5 protein-coding genes are annotated in these 4,079 nt (G+C 64.5%); 3 read left to right on the forward strand and 2 right to left on the reverse strand.

The features are described from left to right. A partial coding sequence (locus A5906_RS12145) for an alpha/beta fold hydrolase (protein ID WP_080135432.1) occupies positions 1–643 on the reverse strand: 643 nt, incomplete at its 3' end. Between the two features lie 147 nt (positions 644–790). Between A5906_RS12145 and carA the strand changes: the two genes are divergently transcribed. Next, the gene (gene carA, locus A5906_RS12150; protein ID WP_080135433.1) at positions 791–1,981 is read left to right on the forward strand and encodes a glutamine-hydrolyzing carbamoyl-phosphate synthase small subunit; all 1,191 of its coding nucleotides are present in this window, start codon (positions 791–793) and stop codon (positions 1,979–1,981) included. Positions 1,982–2,139: 158 nt separating this feature from the next. Next, complete coding sequence (locus tag A5906_RS12155) at positions 2,140–2,664, forward strand: cupin domain-containing protein (protein ID WP_080135434.1); 525 nt, start codon at positions 2,140–2,142, stop codon at positions 2,662–2,664. An 89-nt stretch (positions 2,665–2,753) separates the two neighbouring features. On the opposite strand, the gene A5906_RS12160 is transcribed toward A5906_RS12155, so the two are convergent. Beyond that, positions 2,754–3,278 (reverse strand): Dps family protein, encoded by a 525-nt coding sequence (locus A5906_RS12160; RefSeq protein WP_080135435.1) that lies wholly within the window; start codon positions 3,276–3,278, stop codon positions 2,754–2,756. A 112-nt stretch (positions 3,279–3,390) separates the two neighbouring features. On the opposite strand from A5906_RS12160, the gene A5906_RS12165 reads away from it, so the two are divergent. Beyond that, positions 3,391–4,079: class I SAM-dependent methyltransferase (locus A5906_RS12165; RefSeq protein WP_080135436.1), on the forward strand; the 689-nt coding region annotated here is incomplete at its 3' end.

Genomic DNA, 4,079 nt, shown 5'->3' on the forward strand with positions numbered 1-4,079 from the left:
GCAGGTGCCCGCAGCGATCGAGGATCACGAGCCTTGCGCCGGCGATGCCCGCGGCCATTTCCTTCGAGAACGCATTCGGGATCGTGTTGTCCGCATCGCCCGTCAGAACCAGGGTCGGACATTTGATCGCCGCGAGCGTCGGACGCGAATCCACCCGCGCGATGATCGCGGCCTGCTGCCGCAGATAGCCTTCGACGCCGACGTCCTCATCCTGCGCGTGAACGAGCGTTAGAATATCGGCATCATCTCGCCGCGACGGATGCACGAGCTCCGGAAAGCTCTCCTCGCGGATGGCACGAAGCTCGCCCCGCCTGGCGCGCTCCATCAAGCCGCGGCGGCGCGCGGTCGCCTCCGGCGTGTCGGGCCGCGCCTGGGTGTTGATCAGCGCGAGCTTGGCCACCCGCTCGGGCGCCTGGCGCATGATCTCGAGCGCGATGTAGCCGCCCATGGAATGGCCGGCGAGCGCGAAGCGCGGCGGTGCCTCGCCCAGGATCCGGGCGGCGATCGCCGGCATGCTGTCGTCGCGGATATGGTTGGCAATCATCACCGGACCGAGCCGCCACAAGGCGGGGACAACCGGGGCGTAGATCCGGGCCGAGGAGGCCAGCCCCGGAACCAGCAAAAGCGGGGTGGTCTGGTCCATTATTGCCTCGCAAGCCCCCTCAAATTGCCGGAAATTGTGCGGCCGAGCTTAAGTGCCCGCGACGGGCTGTCAAATATGCAAAAACGCATGTGAATCGGCCCCCTCCCGCTTTGACGGGCGCGCGTCGGGGGCTTATGAAGCGGGCTCATGACACAACATGACAACGATCCCGCCTGGCCGGACCACAAACCGACCGCGCTCCTCGTGCTTGCCGATGGCACAGTGCTCGAAGGCTTTGGTCTCGGCGCCGAAGGCCACGCCGTGGGCGAGGTCTGCTTCAACACCGCGATGACAGGCTATGAGGAGATTCTGACGGATCCCTCCTATGCCGGCCAGCTCATCACCTTCACCTTCCCGCATATCGGCAACGTCGGTACCAACGAGGAAGACATCGAGACGGTGAACATGGCCGCGACGCCTGGCGCGCGGGGCGTGATCCTGCGCACCGCGATCACCGATCCCTCGAACTACCGCGCCACCAAGCATCTCGACGCCTGGCTGAAGGCACGCGGCATCATCGGCCTCTCCGGCATCGACACCCGCGCCCTCACCGCGCTGATCCGCAGCAAGGGCATGCCCAATGCCGTGATCGCGCATTCCAAGACCGGCGAGTTCGACCTGCACGGCCTCAAGGAAGAAGCGCGCGAATGGCCCGGCCTCGAGGGCATGGACCTCGTGCCGATGGTCACGAGCGGCCAGCGCTTCACCTGGGACGAGACGCCCTGGCTATGGGACAAGGGCTTTGGCCATCAGGAGAGCCCTGAGTTCAACGTCGTCGCCATCGACTATGGCATCAAGCGCAACATCCTGCGCCTGCTCGCCGGCGTCGGCTGCAAGGTGACGGTGGTGCCGGCGACGACGTCGGCCGAAGACATTCTGGCGATGAAGCCGGACGGCGTGTTCCTGTCCAACGGTCCGGGCGACCCGGCCGCGACCGGCAAATACGCCGTGCCCGTCATCCAGGACGTCATCAAGTCGGGCACGCCAACCTTCGGCATTTGCCTCGGCCACCAGATGCTGGGCCTTGCCGTCGGCGCCAAGACCAAAAAGATGCATCAGGGCCATCATGGTGCCAATCATCCGGTCAAGGACGAGACCACCGGCAAGGTCGAGATCACCTCGATGAACCACGGTTTCGCCGTGGACGAAAAGACCTTGCCGAAGGGCGCGACGCAGACCCACATCTCGCTGTTCGACGGCTCCAATTGCGGCATCCAGCTCGACGGCAAGCCGGTGTTCTCGGTGCAGTACCACCCCGAGGCTTCGCCCGGTCCGCGCGACTCGCACTATCTGTTCCAGCGCTTTGCCGATCTGATGCGACAGAAGAAGAGCGCGTAAGGCTTGTCATCCATCGATAGTTCACGACAAAAGCCCGGGCTCGCCCCGGGCTTTTCGTCATTCCGTGGCGCGTAGCGCGAGCCCGGAATGACGGTGGTACGAGGAACGTCGTCGAATGCCCTTCGTTGATCCCTGCTATTCTCGTGCAGGAGCCTGCCATGTCCGTCGTCCGCGACCATGCCGAGCCGCTCGCCATCGTCTTCGAGGATGACGGCCTCGTGCCGAACAACATCCTTCCGTTCCTGGTCTACCAGGGCGCGGTGAAGCTCGATCCGAAGCAGCCGGAAGAGACCGTCGAAAGCCTGTTCGAAGAAAACGGATGGAGCGGGACGTGGCGCAATGGCGTCTTCGATTATCTGCACTATCACGCGACGGTGCATGAGGTGCTCGGTGTTGCCCGCGGCAGCGCCCGCGTCCGTTTCGGCGGCGATCACGGCCGGGAGCTGGAGATCAAGGCCGGCGATGTCGCGATTCTCCCCGCCGGCACCGGACATCAATGCATCAAGGCGAGCAGCGATTTCTGCGTGATCGGCGCCTATCCGCCAGGCAGCAAGATGGAGATCACGCGGGCGACGCCGGAGAACCACGCGAAGGCGCTGAAGACGATTCCGAAAGTCGCGCTGCCGCCCGCTGACCCCGTGACGGGCAAGGATGGCGCGCTGATGAGGTTGTGGCGGAGTTAGCTGCGCTCATTCAACAAGCTCCAGCGTCGTCTCCGCCTGGTGCGCAATTGCCCGCTAGGCCGGGACGACGATGTTGATGCAGCCCGGTCCTACGCCGCGTTGCTGCCTTCCTGGCGGGTCGCCTCGAACAGGAACCAGGTGCGGCGCTCGGTCTCGTCGATGAAGACCTCCAGGATGCTGGCGCTGGCGACGTCGCCGGCCTCGTCGCAGACTTCGTGCGCCTTGCGCATCGCAGCTGCGACCTGCTTGTTGTCCTGCATCAGCTCGCGCAGCATCTCGCGCGGCGGAACGTAGTCCTCGTTGTTGTCCTTGATGGTCTGGAGCTTTGCGACCTGACCGATCGACTTCAGCGTGGTGCCACCGATCTTGCGGACACGCTCGGCGAGCTGGTCGGTGGTGGCGAAGATCTGGTCCGACTGCTCGTCGAGCAGCAGATGGTAGTCGCGGAAATGCCGGCCGCTGATGTGCCAATGGAAGTTCTTGGTCTTCAGGTACAGCGCGAACGCGTCGGCCAGAAGCACGTTCAGCGCCTCCGAGACCTTCTTGACCCCGTCGGCCGGCAGATCAGTGGGGGTGTCGAGTTCTGGCGAGACCTTGTTGTTGGTTTTGCTCACGGGAGACCTTCCTGTTAGGACGCGGACATTGACGGCGCGCCGTCGCACCCCTAACGCAAGGCGGGCAGCGCCGGTTCCTTGGCAGGAACCGTTTAGCCGGGCCGCGGATACCATGGACGATTGGATCGATTATTACGACTCGACGCATACGATCTATGTCAGCAAGCTGCATCGCGACTTGCACTTCCAGATCATTGCGCGGGACATCATCGGCTACATCACCTCGCCCGAGGCGACCGTGCTCGACTATGCCTGCGGCGAGGCGCTGTCGGCCAACCAGGTGGCGGCCGCCTGCGGCAAGCTGATCCTGGCCGAACCCGCGCCGGGCGTGCGCGGTCGCCTGATCGCGCGGTTTGCCCCCAACACCAGGATCCGCGTGCGCTCGCTCGACGACGTCCGCAAGATGCAGGACCAGTCGATCGACCTCGTCGTGATGAACTCGGTCGCCCAATACATGACGGGCGAGGAGCTCGATGCCGCGCTGCTCAACATCCGGCGATTGCTGACCCCGTCCGGCAAGCTGGTGCTCGGCGACATCCTTCAGCCCCATGTCGGCATGTTCAGGGACGTGATGGCGCTGCTCGGCTTCGGGCTGCGTCACGGCTTCCTGAAGGACGCGCTGATCGGGCTGATCAGCACCGCGCTGTCGGACTACCGTCAGCTGCGCTCGAAGATCGGGCTGCAGCGGTACAGCGAGGACGAGATTACCGCGAAGCTGAAGGCGGCCGGCTTCGCGGTTCAGCGCGCTCACACCAATATCGGCCATAATCGCTGGCGCATGACCTTCATCGCGCGACCGCC

The organism is Bradyrhizobium sacchari (genome assembly GCF_002068095.1).
Lineage (GTDB): Bacteria > Pseudomonadota > Alphaproteobacteria > Rhizobiales > Xanthobacteraceae > Bradyrhizobium > Bradyrhizobium sacchari.